The organism is Novosphingobium sp. FW305-C-30-35, assembly GCF_058783135.1.
Map to the genome: position 1 here is coordinate 986,130 of NZ_JBYSYJ010000001.1, position 19,366 is coordinate 1,005,495.

Below are 19,366 nucleotides of genomic sequence, written 5' to 3' on the forward strand. Positions count from 1 at the left end.
CCGGACGTCTTGAGCTAGCCCATATAGTGCGGGGTGACGAAAGTCGAACCCCTGCAAGCCGAAATCCCCGCCCGACTGGCGAGCGGGGATCGGAACTGGCTTACTTGGCCTTGTTGGCCGCAGCGCGAGCGGCCTTCTTCTCGGCTTCGCTCGGGCCGGTTTCGATGACCGAGACCGAACCGCCAGCCTTCTCGACAGCAGCCACGGCGCCCTTCGAGGCACCAGCGACCGAGAACGCGACCTTGGTGGTCAGTTCGCCCTTGCCGAGGAGACGGACGCCATCCTTGCCGCCACGGGCGAGGCCAGCAGCCTTGAGAGCGGCGTGGTCAACGGTGCCCGAGACGTCGAGCTTGCCGGCATCGATCATCTTCTGGATCATGCCAAGGTTCACTTCGGCGTAGTCCTTGGCGAAGATGTTGTTGAAGCCGCGCTTCGGGATGCGCATGTGAAGCGGCATCTGACCGCCTTCGAAGCCGTTGATGCTGACGCCCGAACGTGCCTTCGCACCCTTCTGGCCGCGACCGGCAGTCTTGCCCTTGCCCGAGCCGATACCACGGCCGACGCGCATGCGGCCCTTGCGGGCGCCGTAGTTGTCGTTGAGTTCGTTCAGTTTCATGTTCTGCACTCGCTTTCGCTTTGAGACGCGCTTTGGAAAGGGCGCCGCCTAGCCGATCAGGCCGGGCTTGTCACCCCCTCACGGGACTGAAGGCACCGCGCCGCCGAGCCCCAAAGGAAAACCCCGGCACGGGGCCGGGGCGTCCTTTTTCCCAACGGGGAGCAATGGTCAGTCGACCACGGCCACCATGTGGGGGAGCTTGGCAATGGCGCCACGCACTTCGGCCGTGTCTTCCAACTCGACCACGCGGTGCATCTTGCCCAGGCCCAGGCCGATCAGAATCTTCTTCTGGCTTTCCGGGCGACGGATCGGCGAACCGATCTGCTTGATCTTGATCGTTGCCATGACCGATTACTCCGTGATGGCTTCGGCAGCGGCTTCGGCTTCGACCTGCGAAGCGCCACCACGGCCGAGGAGATCGGCGACCTTCTTGCCACGACGCTGCGCAACCGACTTCGGCGAAGTCTGGTCGGTCAGCGCGTCGAAGGTTGCGCGGATCATGTTGTAGGGGTTCGAGGTGCCGACCGACTTGGTCACCACGTCAGCAACGCCAAGGCTTTCGAACACGGCGCGCATCGGGCCACCGGCGATGATCCCGGTACCGGCCGGAGCCGAACGCACGTTGACCTTGCCAGCGCCGAAACGGCCCTTGCCGTCGTGGTGCAGGGTGCGGCCTTCCTTGAGCGGCACGCGGACCATTGCACGCTTTGCAGCGGCAGTGGCCTTGGTGATCGCCTCGGGCACTTCGCGAGCCTTGCCCTTGCCGAAGCCGACGCGGCCCTTGCCATCGCCGACCACGACGAGGGCTGCAAAGCCGAAGCGCTTGCCGCCCTTCACGGTCTTGGAAACGCGATTGATGTGGACGAGCTTTTCGATCAGCTCCTCGCCACCTTCCTCGTCGTTGTTGCCACGACCGCGACGGTCGTCGCGACGGCCACGGCCACCACGCTCGCCACCACGGTCATTGCCGCCACGGCCGCGGCCACGACCGCGACCTTCGCGCTGCTCACCGCCGGTCGATTCGACCGCGGCTGCGCCTTCCAGGTTGGTTTCGTCAGCCATTGTCAGAACTCCAGCCCGCCTTCACGGGCGGCATCGGCCAGCGCCTTGACGCGGCCATGGAACAGGAACCCGCCGCGATCAAACACGACAGTGGTGATACCGGCGGCCTTGGCCTTCTCGGCGATCTCGGTGCCAACCTTGGCGGCGGCATCGACATTCGCGCCGATCGACTTCTGGCCCTTCACCAGCGTCGAAGCGGCAGCAAGGGTCTTGCCTTCCGCATCGTCGATGATCTGGGCGTAGATGTGACGGCCGGAGCGATGCACCGACAGGCGAGGACGGCCACCCGAGCGCGCCTTGAGCGCAGTGCGGACGCGACGGCGGCGGCGTTCGAAGAGAGACAGCTTTGCCATTACTTCTTCTTCCCTTCCTTGCGGAAGATAAACTCGCCGCGGTACTTGATGCCCTTGCCCTTGTAAGGCTCGGGCTTGCGCCAGCGACGGATCTCGGCGGCAACCTGGCCGACCTTCTGCTTGTCGATGCCCGAGATTTCCACCGTGGTGTTGTCAGGGGTCTTGATCTCGATGCCTTCCGGCACCGCGAAGTCGACGTCGTGGCTGTAGCCAAGCTGCAGCTTCAGGTTCTTGCCCTGGGCGTTGGCGCGGTAGCCGACACCGGTGATCTCGAGGACCTTGGTGTAGCCCTGCGTCACGCCAGTGACGAGGTTGTCGACGAGGGTGCGCTGCATGCCCCAGAACGCGCGAGCGCCCTTGGTGTCGTTCGCAGGCTTCACGAGGATCGTGTCGCCATCGACGGTGTAGCTGATCTCGTCGCGCAGCGTGAGCGTCAGGGTGCCCTTGGGGCCCTTCACGGTCAGCACGCCGTCCGCGATGTTCGCGGTGACGCCACTCGGGATCGCCACCGGCTTCTTGCCGATGCGGCTCATCAGAACACCTCCGCCAGCACTTCGCCACCGACGTTGGCAGCGCGTGCTTCGGCATCCGAAAGCACGCCCTTCGGCGTCGAGACGATGGTGATGCCAAGACCGTTGCGGATCACCGGAAGTTCCTTGGAACCCGAGTAGACGCGGCGGCCAGGCTTGGAGACACGGGCAACATGCTTGATCGCAGGCTGGCCTTCGAAATACTTGAGCTCGATGCGCAGCTGCGGATGGGCGCCAGTGGCGTCCTCCGAGAAACCGCGGATGTAGCCTTCACGCTGAAGGACTTCGAGCACGTGCGCACGCAGCTTCGAAGCGGGCGAAAGGACCGAGTCCTTCTTCGCCTGCTGGCCGTTGCGGATGCGGGTGAGCATATCACCCAGGGGGTCGGTCATAGCCATCGGATGATCCTTACCAGCTCGACTTCGTCAGGCCGGGGATAAGGCCCTTGTTGCCCTTGTCCCGCAGCTCGATGCGGCAAAGGCCGAACTTGCGATAGTAGCCACGCGGGCGGCCGGTGGTTGCACAGCGGTTGCGCACCCGGGTCGGGTTCGCGTTGCGCGGCAGCTCGGCCATCTTCAGGCGGGCGATCAGGCGCTCGGTTTCGTCGAGCGATTCATCGTCGGCCTGGGCCTTGAGCGCAGCGTACTTGGCCGCGTACTTCTGAACGAGCTTCTTGCGCTTCTCGTTCTTGTTGATGGAACTCAGTTTCGCCATGGACTTAAGCTCTCTTCTTCAATTCTGGATCACGCGGCCTGCTGCTCTTCAGCAGCTTCCTGCGGGAACGGGAAACCGAACAGGCGAAGCAGCTCGCGGGCTTCCTCGTCCGTCTTCGCGGTCGTGGTGACGATGATGTCCATGCCACGCACCTTCTCGATCTGGTCGTAGCTGATCTCGGGGAAGATGATCTGCTCTTTCAGACCCATCGCGTAGTTGCCGCGACCATCGAACGACTTCGGGTTCAGACCACGGAAGTCGCGGATGCGGGGCATTGCGATGGTGATGAGGCGGTCGAGGAATTCGTACATGCGCTCGCGGCGCAGGGTGACCTTGCAACCGATCGGCATGCCTTCACGCAGCTTGAACTGCGCGATCGACTTCTTCGCCTTGGTGATGACAGGCTTCTGACCGGCGATCAGCTCCATTTCGGCAGCTGCGGTCGTGACCTTCTTCTTGTCCTGGCTCGCTTCGCCCACACCCATGTTGAGCGTGATCTTTTCGATGCGCGGGATCTCGAGCGCGTTCTTGTAGCCGAACTTGGCCTGCATCGCAGCTGCGATTTCGGCGTCGTACTTGCCCTTCAGACGCGGAGTGTACTTGTCAGCCATCGATGGCCTCCCCGGACTTGACGGCCACACGGACCTTCTTGCCGTCCTTGGTCTCGAAGCGGACGCGGGTGGGCTTGCCATCCTTGTCGGCGACCGAAACCTTGGAGATGTGCAGCGGAGCCTCAAAGCGGTCGATGCCGCCCTGGGGGTTCTGCTGGCTCGGCTTGCGGTGACGGGCAGCGATGTTCACGCCCTGCACGACGACCTTCTCATCCTTCGGAAGGACCTGGAGAACGGTGCCGGTGCGGCCCTTGTCCTTGCCCGAACGAACGACGACGGTGTCGCCCTTCCTGATCTTCGCGGCAGCCATTACAGCACCTCCGGAGCGAGCGAGATGATCTTCATGAAGCCCTTGCCGCGGAGTTCGCGAACCACGGGGCCGAAGATACGCGTGCCGATCGGCTCTTCGTTCTTGCCGACCAGAACGGCGGCATTGCTGTCGAAGCGGATGACCGAACCGTCGGTGCGACGGACGTCCTTCTTCGTGCGAACGATGACGGCGCGGTGCACGTCGCCCTTCTTGACGCGGGCGCGCGGCTGCGCTTCCTTGACCGACACCACGATGATGTCGCCGACGCTTGCGAACCGACGCTTCGAGCCACCCAGCACCTTGATGCACTGGACGCGCTTTGCGCCGCTGTTGTCCGCCACGTCGAGATTGGATTGCATCTGGATCATTGATCCGGTTCCTTCTCACTGGCTTGCCGGAACCAGTCCGGCAGTTCCAAAACAGTAGCCGGGGCCGCTACACGACTTGAGCCGCGAAGCAACCCCAAACTTTGGCTGACGACCTTATCAGACGTCCGCTTCGATGGCGGTGCCCTTGCCGGCCTGGACGCGGTCGATGACCTTCCACGTCTTCAGCTTCGAGATCGGCGCGGTCTCTTCGATGCGCACGGTCTCGCCGGTCTTGAAGGCATTCGCCTCGTCGTGGGCGTGATACTTCTTCGAGCGACGGATGATCTTCCCGTAGAGCGGGTGCTTCACCTTGCGCTCGACCTTCACGACCACGGTCTTGTCGGTCTTGTCGGACACCACGGTGCCGACCAGAATACGCTTGGGCATATTGGCTTCCTTACGCCTGGGCCGACTGAGAACGCTCAGTCTGCAGCGTCTTGATGCGCGCGATGTCGCGACGGACTTCCTTGATGCGCGCGGGGCGCTCAAGCTGGTTCGTCGCGCCCTGGAAACGCAGGTTGAACTGCTCGCGCTTGAGCTCGACGAGTTCAGCGTTCAGCTGGTCGTCGCTCTTGGCGCGAAGGTCTTCGATCTTGGCCATCATTCGACTCCCAATCACTCGCCACCAAGGTGCGAAGTGTCACCCAGGCGGGCAACGACCTTCGTCTTGATCGGCAGCTTCATCGCGGCGCGGCTGAATGCCTCGGCCGCGAGCGGGCCGGGGACGCCGTCCAGTTCGAACAGGATGCGACCCGGCTTCACGCGGGCTGCCCAGTATTCGATCGAGCCCTTGCCCTTGCCCTGGCGGACTTCGGCGGGCTTCTTCGAAACCGGCACGTCCGGGAACACGCGGATCCACAGACGGCCCTGACGGCGGATGTGGCGCGTGATCGCACGACGGGCCGCTTCGATCTGGCGAGCGGTGACGCGCTCCGGCTCAAGGGCCTTGAGGCCGTAGGAGCCGAAGTTCAGGTCCGTACCACCCTTGGCAACGCCGTGGATGCGGCCCTTGAAGGCCTTACGGAACTTGGTCTTCTTCGGTTGCAACATGGTGCTTCTCTACCCTCTAGGCTCAGCGTGCCGGACGGACGCCGGAAGTCTGGGCTTCCATCATCAGTCGGTCCTGCGCCATCGGATCATGACCGAGGATCTCACCCTTGAAGATCCAGGTCTTGATGCCGATCACGCCATAGGCGGTGTGGGCTTCGGCTTCCGCGTAGTCGATGTTCGCGCGCAGCGTGTGCAGCGGAACGCGACCTTCGCGGTACCATTCGACGCGGGCGATTTCCGCACCGCCGAGACGACCGCCGCAGGTGATCTTGATGCCTTCGGCACCAAGACGCAGGGCGGACTGCACGGCGCGCTTCATCGCACGACGGAAGGCAACGCGGCGGACCAGCTGGTCGGCAACGCCCTGGGCGACGAGCTTGCTGTCGATTTCCGGCTTGCGGATCTCGACGATGTTCAGCTTCACGTCGCTGCCGGTCATCGTGGCAAGCTTCGAACGAAGCTTCTCGATGTCGGCGCCCTTCTTGCCGATGATGACGCCCGGACGGGCGGCATAGATCGACACGCGGCACAGCTTGGCAGGACGCTCGATCACCACCTTCGAAATCGCTGCCTGCGGCAGGTTCGTGACGATGAACTTGCGGATCTCAAGGTCTTCCTTGAGCATCTGCGCATAGTTGCGACCTTCCGCGTACCAGCGGCTGTCCCAGGTGCGGTTGATCTGCAGGCGCAGACCGATGGGGTTCGATTTATGACCCATGATCAGGCCTCCTCAACTTCGCGGACCACGATCCGCAGCCGGCTGAACGGCTTGAGGATGCGGGTCGACTTGCCGCGACCACGGGTGTGGAAGCGCTTCATCGTGATCGACTTGCCGACCGAGGCTTCCGCCACGACCAGAGCGTCGACGTCGAGGTTGTGGTTGTTTTCCGCATTGGCGATCGCCGAAGCGAGAACCTTGCGGGCGTCAACAGCCATGGCCTTCTTCGAGAACGCGAGGATGTTCATCGCGTCTTCGGCCTTGTGACCGCGGATCAGCGCAGCAACGAGGTTCAGCTTCTGGGCCGAACCACGGATCTGCGTGCCGACCGACAGCGCTTCCTTGTCGCCAACGCGACGGGGTGCCTTAGGCTTGCTCATCAGCGCTTGCCCTTCTTGTCAGCGGCGTGACCCGGGAAAGTGCGCGTGGGTGCGAACTCGCCGAGCTTGTGGCCGACCATCTCTTCCGAGACGGAAACCGGGATGAACTTGTGCCCGTTGTAGACGTTGAACGTCAGGCCAACGAACTGCGGAATGATGGTCGAACGACGCGACCAGGTCTTGATGGCGCCAGCGCGCGATCCTGCATCGTGAGCGGCTTCCGCCTTCTTCAGCAGATGCAGGTCGACGAAGGGGCCCTTCCAGACGGAACGTGCCATGTGGTCTTACCTCTTCTTCTTCGCGTGGCGCGAACGGATGATCATCTTGTCCGTCGACTTGTTTTGACGGGTGCGGGCGCCCTTGGTCGGCTTGCCCCACGGAGTCACAGGATGACGGCCACCCGAAGTACGGCCTTCACCACCACCGTGCGGGTGGTCGACCGGGTTCTTGGCAACGCCGCGGGTCAGCGGACGCTTGCCCAGCCAGCGGTTGCGACCGGCCTTGGCAAGGTTCGTGTTGGCGTTGTCGGGGTTCGACACGGCACCGACGGTGCCCATGCAGTCACCACGCAGGTAGCGCTGCTCGCCCGAGTTCAGGCGAACGATGACCATGCCGCGGTCACGACCGACGAGCTGGACATAGGTGCCTGCCGAACGTGCGATCTGCGCGCCCTTGCCCGGCTTCATCTCCACGTTGTGGATGATGGTGCCGACCGGCATCTGCGACAGCAGCATGGCATTGCCAGGCTTCACGTCGGTCTTCTCGCCGGCGACAACGGTATCGCCAACGGCGAGACGCTGCGGAGCGATGATGTAGGTCTGCTCGCCGTCCTCATACTTGATGAGAGCGATGAACGCCGTGCGGTTCGGGTCATATTCCAGACGCTCGACGGTAGCCGGCATGTCCCACTTGCGACGCTTGAAGTCGATGTAGCGGTACTTCTGCTTGTGACCACCGGCGATGCCACGCGAGGTGACATGGCCCTTGTTGTTGCGGCCGCCGGTCTTCGACTTGCCTTCGGTCAGCGCCTTGACCGGCTTGCCCTTCCACAGCGACGACTTGTCGACGAGGATCAGGCCGCGCCGGGCGGGGCTGGTCGGATTGTAGCTCTTGAGTGCCATGGTCTAGCCTCAGATCCCGCTGGTGACGTCGATCGACTGGCCAGCAGCCAGGGTCACGACAGCCTTCTTGACGTCGGAGCGCTTGTAGGGTTTGCCCTTCCAGCGCTTGGTCTTGCCCTTCTGGGTCAGGGTGTTCACCTTGGTGACCTTGACGTTGAACAGGGCTTCGACCGCTGCCTTGATCTCCGGCTTGGTCGCCTTTTCGGCAACCTTGAAGACCACGGCGTTGTTTTCGCTGAGCAGCGTCGCCTTTTCCGTGATGTGGGGAGCCACGATCACGTCATAGTGACGCGTGTCGATTGCGTTAGCCATTGAAACGCGCCTCCAGCTTTTCGACAGCAGAGCGCGTCAGCACCAGCGTGTCATGCTTCAGGATGTCGTAGACGTTGGCGCCGATGGCAGGCAGCACGTTCACGCCGACGATGTTGCGGGCGGCCTTGGCGAAGTTGTCGTTCACGGCGTCACCGTCGATCACGAGAACCTTCTTGCCCCAGTTGGCCTTCGACAGCTGGCCGACGAGAGCCTTGGTCTTGGCGTCGATGTCGAGCGAGTCGACCACGACGAGACCAGCCTTGGCCTTCGACGAGAGAGCCATCTTGAGACCGAGCGCACGGACCTTCTTGTTCAGCGAGATGTTGAACTCGCGGACACGCGGACCGTGGGCCTTGCCACCGCCGATAAAGATCGGAGCCTTGCGGTCACCGTGACGAGCCGTACCGCCGCCCTTCTGGCGACCGAACTTCTTGCCGGTGCGGGCAACGTCCGAACGCTCGCGCGCCTTGCGGGCAATGCCGCGACGGTTTTCGAGCTGCCAGGTGACGACGCGGTGCAGAATGTCCGCGCGCGGTTCGAGACCGAACACGTCGTCCGACAGTTCCACTTCGCCCTTGCCGGCGGTGCCGTCGAGATTGAGGACCTGAACCTTCACGACTTAGCCCTCCTGACCTTCGGTGGCTTCGACAGCCGCGACTTCCGCCGGGGTGTCGGCAGCTGCCGAGTCATTGCTGTTTGCGGCCTGCTTGAGGCCTGCGGGATAGGGCGCTTCAGCGTGGCGCGAGACCTTCACGGCGTCGCGCACGAGGAGCCAGGCGTTCTTCGAACCGGGCACCGAGCCCTTCACGAAGATCAGGCCACGCTCGTCGTCGGTGCGGACGACTTCGAGGTTCTGCTGGGTACGCTGACGGTCGCCCATGTGACCGGCCATCTTCTTGTTCTTGAAGACGCGGCCCGGGTCCTGGCGATTACCGGTCGAACCGTGTGCACGGTGCGAGATCGAGACACCGTGGGTGGCGCGCATACCGCCGAAGCCCCAGCGCTTCATCGCGCCCTGGAAGCCCTTGCCCTGGGTGTTGCCGGTGATGTCGACATACTGGCCAGGGACGAAGTGCGAAGCGGCGATGGTCGAGCCGACATCGAGCAGCGCATCTTCAGCGACGCGGAACTCGGCGACTTCCATCTTCAGCGGAACCTCTGCCTTGGCAAAGTGTTCGCGCTGCGGCTTGGCAACGTTCTTCTGCTTGGCTTCGCCTGCACCGAGCTGAACCGCGACGTAACCGTCACGGTCTTCAGTGCGAACCGAAACCACCTGGCAATTTTCAAGCGACAGGACAGTGACCGGCACGTGCCGACCATCTTCCTGGAAAAGGCGGGTCATCCCCACCTTCTTCGCGATCACGCCGGTGCGCATGATCCATACTCCATAACAGAGGCATGCCGGGCCCATCCCGACATGCGTGTTCAGCCCGTATGTGAAGCGCGCCCCCGACCGGGCTGAATGCCCCCGCCTGAACGGGAGCAATCGGGGGACGCTTGCCCGGCAAGGTCCAAAAAGGACGGTGCCGGAGGTATCCCATTGTCAACGAGGCTTTTGTTACCCCGGAAACTCTGGCCTTTCACCGGACCTCAGCCCTGGCGAAAGTCTGGGCCGGAACGTGTCCGGCCAGAAACCTTGGGTCGATGCGGACGACCCGGCCGGAGCGGACACTGCCGTGGCAGCTCGCTCGATCAGCGGCCTCAGGCCAGCTTGATCTCGACGTTGACGCCGGCCGCGAGGTCCAGCTTCATCAGCGCGTCGACAGTGGCCGCATTGGGCTGCACGATGTCGAGCAGGCGCTTGTAGGTGCGAACTTCGAACTGCTCACGCGACTTCTTGTCGATGTGAGGACCGCGGTTCACGGTGAACTTCTCGATGCGCGTCGGGAGCGGAATGGGGCCCCGGATCAGCGCGCCGGTGCGGCGGGCGGTATCTGCAATTTCTCCAGTGGCCTGGTCGAGCACACGATGATCAAAGGCCTTGAGGCGAATGCGGATATTCTGGGCGTCCATGTCCGTTTACCGATGCGAAAGAGCAAAACAAAAAAGCCAGTCGACCTGCCCTCTACCCCACCCCTTTTACGAAGCTCGGGGAGAGCGGGCCGACTGTCCAATAGCGATCAGTCAGTAAGAAACCGACCGGCGGGAAGAGCGAATCTCCCCGCCGGTGCGCGGCCTATATTACTTCGTGATCTTGCTGACAACCCCCGAACCGACGGTGCGGCCGCCTTCGCGAATTGCGAAGCGGAGACCTTCGTCCATGGCGATCGGAGCGATCAGCTTGACCGACAGCGTGACGTTGTCGCCAGGCATGACCATCTCGGTGCCCTCGGGGAGGATCACTTCGCCGGTCACGTCGGTGGTGCGGAAGTAGAACTGCGGGCGGTAGTTGGCGAAGAACGGCGTGTGACGGCCACCTTCGTCCTTCGACAGCACGTAGACCTCGGCCGAGAACTCGGTGTGCGGCTTGACCGAACCGGGCTTGCAGAGGACCTGGCCGCGCTCGACGTCTTCACGCTTCACGCCGCGAACCAGTGCACCGATGTTGTCGCCGGCTTCACCCTGGTCGAGCAGCTTGCGGAACATTTCGACGCCGGTGACGGTGGTCTTGGTGGTGTCCTTGAGGCCGACGATCTCGACTTCCTCACCAACCTTGACGATGCCGGTTTCGACGCGGCCGGTCACAACCGTACCACGACCCGAGATCGAGAACACGTCTTCGACCGGCATCAGGAACGGCTTGTCGGTCGGACGCGGCGGCTGCGGGATGTAGCTGTCGACAGCTTCCATCAGCGCGTTGATCGAGTCGCGACCGATGTTGTCGTCGCGGCCTTCGAGAGCGGCCAGAGCCGAACCCTTGACGATCGGAATATCGTCGCCCGGGAAGTCGTACGACGACAGCAGTTCGCGAACTTCGAGTTCGACGAGCTCGAGGATTTCCTCGTCGTCGACCTGGTCGACCTTGTTCATGTACACGACCAGAGCCGGCACGCCGACCTGACGGGCGAGCAGGATGTGCTCGCGGGTCTGCGGCATCGGGCCGTCAGCAGCGTTCACGACCAGGATCGCGCCGTCCATCTGGGCGGCACCGGTGATCATGTTCTTGACGTAGTCGGCGTGACCCGGGCAGTCGACGTGCGCGTAGTGACGGTTGGCGGTCTCGTACTCGACGTGTGCGGTCGAGATGGTGATGCCGCGCTCGCGCTCTTCCGGAGCCTTGTCGATGTTCGCGTAGTCGGTGAACGTTGCGCCACCGGTCTCAGCGAGAACCTTGGTGATGGCAGCGGTCAGCGTGGTCTTGCCGTGGTCGACGTGACCGATGGTGCCGATATTGCAGTGCGGCTTGGTCCGCTCAAACTTAGCCTTGGCCATTGTTCAAACCTTCTTTTCGTATGTGTGCAGATACTGCGGGAAATGGACGGCACCCGCTGAATCGAGCGCCGCCCCTAATGCTATCCGTGCTCTTATGCAAGCTTCGCCTTGAGCTCGGTCGCGACGTTCGCCGGGACCTCGTCGTAGTGGTCGAAGAACATCGAGTAGTTTGCACGGCCCTGGGTGAACGAGCGCAGCTGGTTCACGTAGCCGAACATGTTCGCCAGCGGGACCATGGCGGTAACAGCCTGGGCGTTGCCGCGGCTGTCGGTGCCCTGGATCTGGCCACGACGCGAGTTGATGTCGCCGATCACGTCACCGAGGTATTCCTCAGGCGTGATCACCTCGACCTTCATGATCGGCTCGAGCAGCTTGATGCCGGCCTTCTGGGCGGCTTCGCGCATGGCACCGCGGGCGCAGATTTCGAAGGCCAGGGCCGACGAGTCGACGTCGTGGTACGCGCCGTCATAAAGCAGGACTTCGAAGTCGATGATCGGGAAGCCGATCAGCGAGCCCGTCAGCGCGGTTTCGCGGAAGCCCTTTTCGATCGCGGGGATATATTCCTTGGGAATGTTACCGCCCTTGATCTCGTCCTTGAAGACGAAGCCCGAACCACGCTCGCCCGGCGTCACCTTGACCTTGACGCGACCGAACTGGCCGGTGCCGCCCGACTGCTTCTTGTGGGTGTGGTCAAGATCGACCGGCTTGGCGAGGTATTCGCGATAGGCCACCTGCGGCGCACCGACGTTAGCCTCGACCTTGAACTCGCGCTTCATGCGGTCGACAAGGATTTCGAGGTGAAGTTCGCCCATCCCCTTGATGATCGTCTGGCCCGATTCGTGATCGGTCGAAACGCGGAACGAAGGGTCCTCAGCCGAGAGACGGTTGAGCGCGATGCCCATCTTCTCCTGGTCGGCCTTGGTCTTGGGTTCCACCGAGAGCTCGATGACCGGCTCGGGGAATTCCATGCGCTCGAGGATGATCGGGTGCTTTTCCGAGCAGAGCGTATCGCCCGTGGTCGTCTCCTTCAGGCCCGCGATGGCAACGATGTCGCCGGCGTAGGCCGCATCGATGTCTTCACGGTTGTTGGAGTGCATCAGCAGCATGCGGCCGACCTTCTCCTTCTTGTCCTTCACCGAGTTCAGGTAGCTGCCCTTGGTCAGCGTGCCCGAATAGATGCGGGTGAAGGTCAGGGAGCCGACGAACGGGTCGTTCATGATCTTGAACGCCAGCGCCGAGAACGGCGCGTCGTCCGCGGTCGGACGGCTGTCGGGCTCTTCGGTGTCGGGGTTGATGCCCTGCACGTCCTCGATGTCGAGCGGCGAAGGCAGGTAGTCCACCACCGCGTCGAGCAGGCACTGAACGCCCTTGTTCTTGAACGCCGAGCCGCACAGCACCGGCACGAAGGCCTGGCCGAGCGTACCCTTGCGGATCAGCTTCTTGAGCGTAGCCACGTCGGGCTCGTTGCCCTCGAGGTACGCTTCCATCGCCTCGTCGTCCTGTTCGACGGCGAGTTCGACAAGCTGCGAACGATACAGCGCGGCTTCATCGGCCATGTCGGCCGGGATTTCCTCGTAGAAGAACTCGGCACCGAGCGATTCATCCTTCCAGATGATCGCGCGCTGTTCGACGAGATCGACGAGGCCCTTGAAATCGCTTTCCGCGCCGATGGGCAGGTACAACACCGCCGGCGTAGCACCAAGGCGGTCGATGATCGTCTGGACGCAGTACTTGAAGTTCGCGCCGGTGCGGTCGAGCTTGTTGATGAAGCACATGCGGGGGACGTTGTACTTGTCGGCCTGGCGCCAGACGGTTTCCGACTGGGGTTCCACGCCGGCGACGCCGTCGAAGGCGGCCACGGCACCGTCGAGCACGCGCAGCGAGCGTTCGACTTCGATGGTGAAGTCGACGTGGCCGGGGGTGTCGATGATGTTGAGGCGGTGGTCCTGCCAGAAGCAGGTGGTGGCGGCCGACGTGATCGTGATGCCGCGCTCCTGCTCCTGCTCCATCCAGTCCATGGTGGCGGCGCCGTCATGGACTTCGCCGATCTTGTAGGACTTGCCGGTGTAGTAGAGGATGCGCTCGGTCGTCGTCGTCTTGCCGGCGTCGATGTGCGCCATGATGCCGAAATTGCGATAGCGCTCGAGCGGATGGCTGCGTGCCATGGTGCTATTCCTTGGGTCTATGGGGGAGCCGGAGAGGCTCCGCCCATATGGTTACGTTCGTGACCGTTTAAAGACGGGCGACGATTACCAGCGGTAGTGGCTGAACGCGCGGTTGGCGTCGGCCATGCGGTGGGTGTCTTCACGCTTCTTGACGGCGTTGCCACGGTTGTTGGCAGCATCAAGCAGCTCGGCCGAGAGGCGCGCGGCCATCGTGGTTTCGCTGCGGTTGCGCGCAGCGGTGATCAGCCAGCGGATGGCGAGCGCCTGGGCACGCTCGGGGCGAACCTCGACCGGGACCTGGTAGGTCGCACCACCGACGCGGCGCGAGCGCACTTCGATCTGCGGACGGACGTTGTTCAGCGCATCGTGGAAGAGCTGGACCGGGTCCGCCTTCGCACGGGTCTGCATGGTTTCGAGCGCACCGTAGACGATGCTTTCGGCAACCGACTTCTTACCATCGAGCATGAGGTTGTTCATGAACTTCGACAGAACCTGATCACCGAACTTCGGATCGGGCAGGATGACCCGCTTTTCCGGACGACGACGACGTGACATACTCTATACTCCTTCGGAGTGCGGTGGCCCCATCCGGGTCCACCCTGCGGCTCCGGCCCGCTCCCCCTCCCGGCCACCCAGATGCTACCTTCGCAGGGTAGCCGGGAGGGGGAGCGGGCCGCAGCCGGGCCTCGCTAAACCTTACTTCGGACGCTTGGCGCCGTACTTCGAGCGGGACTGCTTGCGGTCCTTGACGCCCTGCGTATCGAGCACGCCGCGCAGGACGTGGTAGCGAACGCCGGGAAGGTCGCGAACGCGGCCGCCGCGGATGAGCACGACCGAGTGCTCCTGCAGGTTGTGGCCTTCACCCGGGATGTACGAGATGACTTCGCGGCTGTTGGTCAGGCGGATCTTGGCGACCTTGCGAAGCGCCGAGTTCGGCTTCTTCGGGGTGGTCGTGTAGACGCGGGTGCAGACGCCGCGCTTCTGCGGGTTCTGCTCCATCGCAGGGACCTTGGACTTGGCCTTCTGCGGTTCGCGGCCCTTGCGGACCAGCTGATTGATTGTGGGCATGAAGTACTCTTCACCTGTGATTGTGGCGCTTCGGCCGAAGGTGAAGGATGCGGGCACCGCAAATGCGCAAACCGGGAAGGTGACGGACAAGCCCCTCCCCCAAACGCAATCACGAACCGAAACGCTCCACCCGCAACTTTCGTCACCGGGTTACTTTGACGGATTACCTGAGAGACCCAGACGCACCGGCAATGTTCAGCTCAAGCCACGGACGCAGCCCCATCGATTAAAAGGGGCCGCACCTGTGGAAGGACGCGCCCTTAGGCGGGTTTGGGGGTGGGGTCAAGGGGGTCGGAAATTTGACATGACATCCATGACCAGTAATCAATTCGCCAATATGCTAGCGAAAGTTTCGATTTTTAAGGACATCCAACTTTTGTATGCGTCGCTCAAGCGACGCATGAGGACGCCAAAGTGAGCAATTGGACCAATACAAGACTCTTCGAACATTTAGCTGAGCGAGCAAACGATTCCAAAATCACGTTGGCCCTGCACCACTACATGCCCAAGGTTGAAACAGTCCTGCGATCCGGCACGCCGAACTCACCGGACTTTACGCTTCATGACGCAGAGCACAGTTTCAGGGTCGCCAGGATGATGGCCGATCTTCTCGGTGACGAAGGCATGGAGCGCCTGAGCGACGCGGAAATAGCAATGCTCCTGCTTTCCGCTTACTGCCACGACGTTGGAATGACACCATCGCGAGATCTTACGAAGGCCATTTACCGCTATGTGCTAACGGGGGAACAGGCACTTATTGGCGATGAGATTGCCTCCGACCTACAGGCTTGGATGGACAAAAATCGGCCGGATGTACCACTGCCCATTGCAACGGATACTTTGACGTCGAGCCACATAAATTTGGCCGACGACATATGCGCATACTATGGCCGCAGCAAGCATAATGATTGGAGTGAGGATTGGATAAAATCGGAGTTTTCGACTCATTCTAATGTACTCTATAACGGTTGGATAGACGATTTAGTTACGATCTGTAGAAGCCATCACGAAGGGATCGCCGAGCTTAGACAAGATCGCTTTGATGCGAAGATAGTGGGTTCACCTCCACAAAACATGAATTTGCGTTATCTTTCAGCTATTCTACGCCTCGCTGATGTAATGGAATTCGATCCAGAACGTACACCTGACATCATACTGAAATCTCGTGATATATCTCCAAACAGTCGAATTTATTGGTACAAAGACAAGCAAATTTCTTTCCAACTTGATGCAATAAAGCGTCAAATAATATTTACAGCGCGAACAACAAGCGCCCAAATCCATAACGCTGTTCTCATGACAGCCAAATGGGTAGATGATGAGCTTATGACATGTAGCGCACTAGCACAGGAAAATGCGTTTACTCGAGGAATAATACTCCCAAGTACAAGGCCGAATTATGAATGGGTGTGGCCTGCTAAGTTGACGACGGACGTTCGGGAAGCGAATGGCTCTTTCGTCTACATTGACGGAGCGTTCAGACCGTCGCCTGATCGCATTCTGGCACTGCTGTCCGGAACAGCACTCTATGGCAGTCCGCTAGTTGCTGTTCGGGAGTTGGTCCAAAATGCAGTGGACGCTGTTTGCGAAGAAATCGCATATCAACGCCTAGCGAGTTCTGACCCAAAGAGCCAAACCGTCGCAAACGCGCTAAGCGCAATCCATTCGGTGAAACTGCGATTCTACGAGGAGGGTGACCGATACTGGCTGCAATGTGTCGATACCGGGACTGGCATGAGCAAAGCGATCATCGAACGCAGTCTCTTGGTTGGAGGATCTGCGCCACGGCCTGAGAGCCCGATTCAGAAGTTGATCAAATTTGACAGTATCTTGCGGTTCTGCGCGTGAGCATGCGGATTGAGGCGATGAGGGCCCATGCGGTGGATGACGCGATGGACCTTTCCCAATCCTTTGCCAGCCTTCGACAGCGCCCAAGCCAAGCGAAGGTTCGCTCGACAACCCATCGGCGCGGTAGCACCTCGAAGCCCTTGGCTTTGTCGGAACGCTTGATGATGTCGATAGTCCACTTGCCCATGCCGACAAGCGCGGATCGCAGTTTATCACCTGCATAGCCGCCGTCAGCGAAGACATGGCGTAACCATGGAAACCGCGTCCGGACGGCAGCCAGCACATCGACAGCACCATCGCGATCCTGAATGTCGGCGGCGTGGACGAGAATGAAGATCAGAAAGCCGCATGTGTCGGTCAGGATGTGTCGTTTGCGGCCTTTGACCTTCTTGCCTGCGTCAAACCCGGAAACTCCGCCACTTTCCGTGGTCTTCACCGATTGGCTGTCGATCACTCCAGCACTGGGCGAGGCTTCGCGTCCTTCGATTTCCCGCAGGTTCATAACCAGCACGGTGTTGATGGCCTCGAACAAACCGGCATTGCGCCAGGCGTAAAAGTAGCGCCGCACCGTCGACACCGGAGGGAAGCATTTGGGCAAGAGTCGCCACGCGCACCCACTCGCGGCTACATAAAGCAAAGCGTTGAGGACTTCGCGCATGTCTGCCGTTCGAGGTCGGCCTCCACGCCTTGCCGGAGGCACGAATGGCTCTGCCAGCGCCCACTCCGCATCCGTCATATCCGATGGATATCGCAATCCCTCCCGGCTATGCTCGCGCCGGGCAATACCAGTCCATGTCACCATTCACTCCATCTCTTCGCAAAGAGGCGTGAATCACAACATGCTGGTATTGCTCAACAACTTTCGGATCAGGTTCTGAATCAAAGGCATTGGAACGTTCAGCAAAAGCCGCCGGATTCTCAGTGGGAAGAACTGGTCAGTTCGGCATTGGCATTCTGAGCTACTTCATGATTGCCGATCGCCTTGAAGTTGCAACGCGTCGCTCACAGCACTCTGGGGATCCGGACGCCACCGGTTGGCGCTTTGTTATCGAAGGACTTTCAGATTTTGGAGAACTTTCAAAGCTACAACGCCTACCTGGATCGGACATAAGGCTGCGCCTAAAACCGGAGATGTTGAACGATGACCCTAGAGGCTGGGTTAATCAACTATGGCGATACCTAAGCGCAACCTTGCGGTGGATGCCCTGTGCCATCTCGATCGATGATGAGGTCTTTGGTCTTGGGTCTAAAGTGTTTGGTCCAGGATGGACCGATCACTTTGATCGGTCCACACCCAAGGTAATTAGTGCAATTAAAATGCCATCTCACAAAGATGGCGACCTTTACACAGAGGAGTGGAGAGAGAGGTTTGATGTCGACTTATCGAGGGCTAAAGTATTAAAAAATCATGCTGCGCGCTCTTTGCGATGGACGGGCGTTCAGGAGTTTTTTCTACCTGAGAAATTAGGAAACGCAAGAATTTCGTTACCATATTTCGAGCTAGATGGCGCCAATTCAGTAGCGTATCTCAGCCTCAACGGGAGTCAGATGAGAGACATCAACAGCAATGTTGATTTTTTGTTCCAAGATATTTTAAGGAATTTTCTTGGAAAGGATTTAGCGTTCAGGACCATTCTTATGGCCCTGAATTAGCTTGCGCGGATATAAATTACACCGATGGCATGGAGATAAGTGTAAGTCGTCTGGCCTTAGATTCCTCCGCACATAAAGATATTGTCGACGTTTTTATAAATACAATGTCAAAGAATGTCGTTCTGGATTTTGTAAAATCCAGTTTTGGAACGCGGTTTTCATCCCTTAATCAAGCTTTAAACATTGGAATTATTGATAAAAACATCCCATTTGATGAAAGTTTATTTTGGAAGGTGACTACGCCAGATCGCCTTACTCATCATTGGCAAGAGCTGCAATTTCCCGTCTGCAGCCCAATTCGAACATCATTCATGACTAAGATCGATGAGTATCCGCTAATTTCGTCAGAGGAAGACTTACATTTCGCAGAGGCTCTTTTGCCGCGCGAGCACAGCACTGGCTTAACTTTAGCCAGCTGGATTGGAGGCGGGCGGATTCTAATAGAAGGAAGTCCGCACAATTTCGGTGCGACAGTTGCGCTCGCATGGCAATCTCGATCAGAAATGAAGCGTATTGATAAAACTATTAACTCCATGTCAGCCGTATTTCCGCCGGAATGGGGCGATTTACTTGGAATATCAACAAATGCCCGTGTCATATTCAATGAATTTCATCCAATTATTTCACTGCTATCGCACGATCATGTATTTGAAGTTATTCCGGAAAACATATTTAATTTGGAAAAAAAGATAAAAGATTGCTTGAATACTGTCAATGGTATCGAGCATTTTTTAGTTTGCTCACTTAAATCCAGCGAAGTTTTTTGGAGATATATATTTCAAAAGCATAACACATTTTATGATAATATTATCGATACTCTGAGAGTATATGGGATGGACAGAATTGTAATCTGGCACGCACATGGGTACGGGGATTCAAATAAAATAATTGAGATTTCAGGCGGGGGAGTAAGGTCAACCACTGGATATCGTCCGTCATACGATAAGGCCATTTTAGCGCCGCTCGATTCACCCGCTTGGACCTTAGCTAAGAAGGAAACGGATTAACTCTTCGCAATGTTGAGGCGCGAGGGTTTTGACCCTCGCATTCTGGCTTTCTTCCTGACACTTCCCAGTTTTCGCTTTCCTACATTTAACCGTATGGGTTAATTGCGT

Annotated in this window: 29 protein-coding genes; 3 read left to right on the top strand and 26 right to left on the bottom strand. The window is 59.8% G+C overall.

All coding sequences use genetic code 11. From position 1 onward, the window contains the following. Positions 1–100: 100 nt before the first annotated feature. From rplO to rpsL, 25 genes are all read right to left on the bottom strand, one after another. The gene (rplO, locus tag AC3WLM_RS04835; RefSeq protein ID WP_039334443.1) at positions 101–616 is read right to left on the bottom strand and encodes a 50S ribosomal protein L15; all 516 of its coding nucleotides are present in this window, start codon (positions 614–616) and stop codon (positions 101–103) included. A gap of 168 nt (positions 617–784) precedes the next feature. Beyond that, positions 785–961, bottom strand: coding sequence for a 50S ribosomal protein L30 (gene rpmD / locus AC3WLM_RS04840; RefSeq protein WP_039334338.1), 177 nt, complete (start codon positions 959–961; stop codon positions 785–787). Between the two features lie 6 nt (positions 962–967). Continuing rightward, positions 968–1,678 (bottom strand): 30S ribosomal protein S5, encoded by a 711-nt coding sequence (rpsE, locus tag AC3WLM_RS04845; RefSeq protein WP_039334340.1) that lies wholly within the window; start codon positions 1,676–1,678, stop codon positions 968–970. 2 nt (positions 1,679–1,680) lie between these two features. Then, positions 1,681–2,031 (bottom strand): 50S ribosomal protein L18, encoded by a 351-nt coding sequence (rplR, locus tag AC3WLM_RS04850; protein WP_039334342.1) that lies wholly within the window; start codon positions 2,029–2,031, stop codon positions 1,681–1,683. After that, complete coding sequence (gene rplF, locus AC3WLM_RS04855; protein WP_039334344.1) at positions 2,031–2,564, bottom strand: 50S ribosomal protein L6; 534 nt, start codon at positions 2,562–2,564, stop codon at positions 2,031–2,033. Before rplF ends, rplR begins: the two co-directional genes overlap by 1 nt. Further along, positions 2,564–2,959, bottom strand: a complete 396-nt coding sequence (gene rpsH / locus AC3WLM_RS04860; protein ID WP_039334346.1) for a 30S ribosomal protein S8 — start codon at positions 2,957–2,959, stop codon at positions 2,564–2,566. Before rpsH ends, rplF begins: the two co-directional genes overlap by 1 nt. A 10-nt stretch (positions 2,960–2,969) precedes the next feature. After that, complete coding sequence (gene rpsN, locus AC3WLM_RS04865) at positions 2,970–3,275, bottom strand: 30S ribosomal protein S14 (protein WP_039334348.1); 306 nt, start codon at positions 3,273–3,275, stop codon at positions 2,970–2,972. Positions 3,276–3,304: 29 nt separating this feature from the next. Then, entirely contained in the window at positions 3,305–3,886 is a 582-nt protein-coding gene (gene rplE / locus AC3WLM_RS04870; protein ID WP_039334350.1) for a 50S ribosomal protein L5, read from the bottom strand. Then, the gene (gene rplX, locus AC3WLM_RS04875; RefSeq protein WP_039334352.1) at positions 3,879–4,196 is read right to left on the bottom strand and encodes a 50S ribosomal protein L24; all 318 of its coding nucleotides are present in this window, start codon (positions 4,194–4,196) and stop codon (positions 3,879–3,881) included. The genes rplE and rplX overlap by 8 nt, the downstream gene beginning before the upstream one ends. After that, positions 4,196–4,564 carry a 50S ribosomal protein L14 gene (gene rplN / locus AC3WLM_RS04880; protein WP_039334354.1) on the bottom strand — a complete coding sequence of 123 codons (369 nt, stop codon included), beginning with the start codon at positions 4,562–4,564 and terminating at the stop codon, positions 4,196–4,198. Before rplN ends, rplX begins: the two co-directional genes overlap by 1 nt. A gap of 117 nt (positions 4,565–4,681) precedes the next feature. Then, a complete protein-coding gene (rpsQ, locus tag AC3WLM_RS04885; RefSeq protein WP_011444916.1) occupies positions 4,682–4,951 on the bottom strand; it encodes a 30S ribosomal protein S17 in 270 nt (89 codons plus the stop codon). Between the two features lie 10 nt (positions 4,952–4,961). Continuing rightward, positions 4,962–5,168: a 50S ribosomal protein L29 gene (gene rpmC / locus AC3WLM_RS04890; protein WP_492476753.1), complete on the bottom strand. Its 207-nt coding sequence runs from the start codon at positions 5,166–5,168 to the stop codon at positions 4,962–4,964. 11 nt (positions 5,169–5,179) lie between these two features. After that, entirely contained in the window at positions 5,180–5,614 is a 435-nt protein-coding gene (gene rplP, locus AC3WLM_RS04895; protein WP_039334360.1) for a 50S ribosomal protein L16, read from the bottom strand. A 22-nt stretch (positions 5,615–5,636) separates the two neighbouring features. Further along, on the bottom strand, positions 5,637–6,332 hold the full coding sequence (rpsC, locus tag AC3WLM_RS04900; RefSeq protein ID WP_039334362.1) for a 30S ribosomal protein S3: 696 nt from the start codon (positions 6,330–6,332) through the stop codon (positions 5,637–5,639). A gap of 2 nt (positions 6,333–6,334) precedes the next feature. Next, the gene (rplV, locus tag AC3WLM_RS04905) at positions 6,335–6,712 is read right to left on the bottom strand and encodes a 50S ribosomal protein L22 (RefSeq protein WP_039334363.1); all 378 of its coding nucleotides are present in this window, start codon (positions 6,710–6,712) and stop codon (positions 6,335–6,337) included. Further along, complete coding sequence (gene rpsS / locus AC3WLM_RS04910; protein WP_039334365.1) at positions 6,712–6,990, bottom strand: 30S ribosomal protein S19; 279 nt, start codon at positions 6,988–6,990, stop codon at positions 6,712–6,714. Before rpsS ends, rplV begins: the two co-directional genes overlap by 1 nt. 6 nt (positions 6,991–6,996) lie before the next feature. After that, positions 6,997–7,833, bottom strand: coding sequence for a 50S ribosomal protein L2 (gene rplB, locus AC3WLM_RS04915; protein WP_492476754.1), 837 nt, complete (start codon positions 7,831–7,833; stop codon positions 6,997–6,999). A gap of 9 nt (positions 7,834–7,842) precedes the next feature. Continuing rightward, complete coding sequence (locus AC3WLM_RS04920; protein WP_039334368.1) at positions 7,843–8,145, bottom strand: 50S ribosomal protein L23; 303 nt, start codon at positions 8,143–8,145, stop codon at positions 7,843–7,845. Continuing rightward, a complete protein-coding gene (gene rplD / locus AC3WLM_RS04925; RefSeq protein WP_039334370.1) occupies positions 8,138–8,761 on the bottom strand; it encodes a 50S ribosomal protein L4 in 624 nt (207 codons plus the stop codon). Before rplD ends, AC3WLM_RS04920 begins: the two co-directional genes overlap by 8 nt. 3 nt (positions 8,762–8,764) lie before the next feature. Beyond that, on the bottom strand, positions 8,765–9,520 hold the full coding sequence (gene rplC / locus AC3WLM_RS04930) for a 50S ribosomal protein L3 (protein ID WP_039334372.1): 756 nt from the start codon (positions 9,518–9,520) through the stop codon (positions 8,765–8,767). A gap of 326 nt (positions 9,521–9,846) precedes the next feature. After that, positions 9,847–10,158, bottom strand: coding sequence for a 30S ribosomal protein S10 (rpsJ, locus tag AC3WLM_RS04935; protein ID WP_039334374.1), 312 nt, complete (start codon positions 10,156–10,158; stop codon positions 9,847–9,849). A gap of 168 nt (positions 10,159–10,326) precedes the next feature. Beyond that, a complete protein-coding gene (tuf, locus tag AC3WLM_RS04940; RefSeq protein ID WP_039334376.1) occupies positions 10,327–11,517 on the bottom strand; it encodes an elongation factor Tu in 1,191 nt (396 codons plus the stop codon). A 92-nt stretch (positions 11,518–11,609) separates the two neighbouring features. Next, positions 11,610–13,682: an elongation factor G gene (gene fusA / locus AC3WLM_RS04945; protein ID WP_039334378.1), complete on the bottom strand. Its 2,073-nt coding sequence runs from the start codon at positions 13,680–13,682 to the stop codon at positions 11,610–11,612. Positions 13,683–13,766: 84 nt separating this feature from the next. Further along, positions 13,767–14,237 carry a 30S ribosomal protein S7 gene (gene rpsG / locus AC3WLM_RS04950; RefSeq protein WP_039334380.1) on the bottom strand — a complete coding sequence of 157 codons (471 nt, stop codon included), beginning with the start codon at positions 14,235–14,237 and terminating at the stop codon, positions 13,767–13,769. 141 nt (positions 14,238–14,378) lie between these two features. Further along, positions 14,379–14,750 (bottom strand): 30S ribosomal protein S12, encoded by a 372-nt coding sequence (rpsL, locus tag AC3WLM_RS04955; RefSeq protein ID WP_011444902.1) that lies wholly within the window; start codon positions 14,748–14,750, stop codon positions 14,379–14,381. A 414-nt stretch (positions 14,751–15,164) separates the two neighbouring features. Here rpsL and AC3WLM_RS04960 point away from each other — a divergent pair, with 414 nt between their 5' ends. Beyond that, positions 15,165–16,598 carry an HD domain-containing protein gene (locus tag AC3WLM_RS04960; protein WP_492476755.1) on the top strand — a complete coding sequence of 478 codons (1,434 nt, stop codon included), beginning with the start codon at positions 15,165–15,167 and terminating at the stop codon, positions 16,596–16,598. Here the strand turns inward: AC3WLM_RS04960 and AC3WLM_RS04965 are convergent. Next, positions 16,564–17,400, bottom strand: coding sequence for an IS5 family transposase (locus tag AC3WLM_RS04965; RefSeq protein WP_226019834.1), 837 nt, complete (start codon positions 17,398–17,400; stop codon positions 16,564–16,566). The two genes, AC3WLM_RS04960 and AC3WLM_RS04965, sit on opposite strands and share 35 nt — an antisense overlap. Positions 17,401–17,486: 86 nt before the next feature. Between AC3WLM_RS04965 and AC3WLM_RS04970 the strand changes: the two genes are divergently transcribed. Both AC3WLM_RS04970 and AC3WLM_RS04975 read left to right on the top strand, forming a co-directional pair. Beyond that, a complete protein-coding gene (locus AC3WLM_RS04970; protein ID WP_492476756.1) occupies positions 17,487–18,251 on the top strand; it encodes a hypothetical protein in 765 nt (254 codons plus the stop codon). A 29-nt stretch (positions 18,252–18,280) separates the two neighbouring features. Further along, positions 18,281–19,258: a hypothetical protein gene (locus tag AC3WLM_RS04975; RefSeq protein ID WP_492476757.1), complete on the top strand. Its 978-nt coding sequence runs from the start codon at positions 18,281–18,283 to the stop codon at positions 19,256–19,258. Positions 19,259–19,366: the final 108 nt, after the last annotated feature.